2 protein-coding genes are annotated in these 1,121 nt (G+C 47.8%); one reads left to right on the top strand and one right to left on the bottom strand.

The window, feature by feature from the left end; genetic code table 11:
* Positions 1-116 precede the first annotated feature (116 nt).
* Entirely contained in the window at positions 117-284 is a 168-nt protein-coding gene (locus J8L84_RS20105) for a hypothetical protein (protein ID WP_211072258.1), read from the top strand.
* A 63-nt stretch (positions 285-347) separates the two neighbouring features.
* Here J8L84_RS20105 and J8L84_RS20100 read toward each other — a convergent pair.
* Positions 348-1,121, bottom strand: a 774-nt coding sequence (locus J8L84_RS20100) for an IS110 family transposase (protein WP_211072257.1), incomplete at its 5' end; no start/stop codon positions are given.

The raw sequence follows: 1,121 nt of genomic DNA, 5'->3' as shown, positions 1-1,121 counted from the left end.
GTTGGTATGACTCCCCTTGTCAATAAAAACCGAGTGTCTCCCTGACATTTTTTCGGTCCATAATTAGCTGTGTTCTTACTCATATTAAATGAGCTAACGCACCGGATGAGGCAGTAATGTCGTCGGTTGTCATGGCGAGTGTCGCCCCAGTGGTATTAATGGATTATTCACCTTTCAGTGAACAGCGCCTACCTTACTCGTTCCGCCGTGGCCCGGTGACCGCTCAGCCTTTCTCATCAGTCTATGCTCGTGGGTCAATAACCGTTAAGTTATTGCCATCATAACGCCCTCGTAGGTTGTGCCACATTCCGCGGCCTGATCCGAATGCGTTAGCTCAAACTCGCTTATCATGCAGGTACTCTGCTCAATCTCAATTTTGGATTAACTGGCGTAAGCACCACTTCTTTAGCGATAGCCCATATGTAGGCTGCCATCTCTCTGGCTATTGCGGTGATAATGAGATTGTAATGCTTACCTTTTTTACTCATTCGCTGGTAGCGTTTGCACAGACGAAGCTGTGCTTTCCACGCAATATCGACGATGTCTTTGGGTAGCCCTTCTTGGCGAATTTGAATATCCGTCGAGATATTGGCTGGATAGCGATAACTATGTGCGCCCTCAATGAGTAAGCGCCTAGCTCTACCATTCCCACATTTGGTTATTGCGCCTAAGTGCCGTTTTCCACCAGAGGAATGTTCGCTGGGTACCAAGCCTAAATAAGCCATGAGCTTTCTAGGATGGTCGAAGCGGTGTAAATCTCCAAGTTCAGCAACAACCCCAACCGCCACTAGCAGCCTCACACCACGCATGGCTTGGATCGCTTTAACGACAGGATAATAACGCCACTGGTGTACATGATGGGTTAGCTCATTATCCAGCCTTTCTAAGCGGCGGATCCGCTCTTCAATAGTCTGCAACTGTTCCTGCAATACGATTTGCTGCGCCGGATGAGGTAATATCAGTTCAGTCAGCCACCGCAGATGTTTCTTCGACCAATTAGCAGTGCCTTCATACCGAATATTGTTTCTCAGCAGCAGCGCTTTGAGTTGGTATTTGGCTTCTTTTAAATCTTTCATCGCAAGCTCTCGAGCGCGGGATAAATCTCTTACCGCTTCATCTTC

It is taken from the genome of Alteromonas sp. MMG017, assembly GCF_018100795.1.
Lineage (GTDB): Bacteria > Pseudomonadota > Gammaproteobacteria > Enterobacterales > Alteromonadaceae > Alteromonas.
The sequence above is the reverse complement of the archived record's forward strand: the minus strand, read 5'-3'. Positions and strand labels throughout refer to the sequence as shown.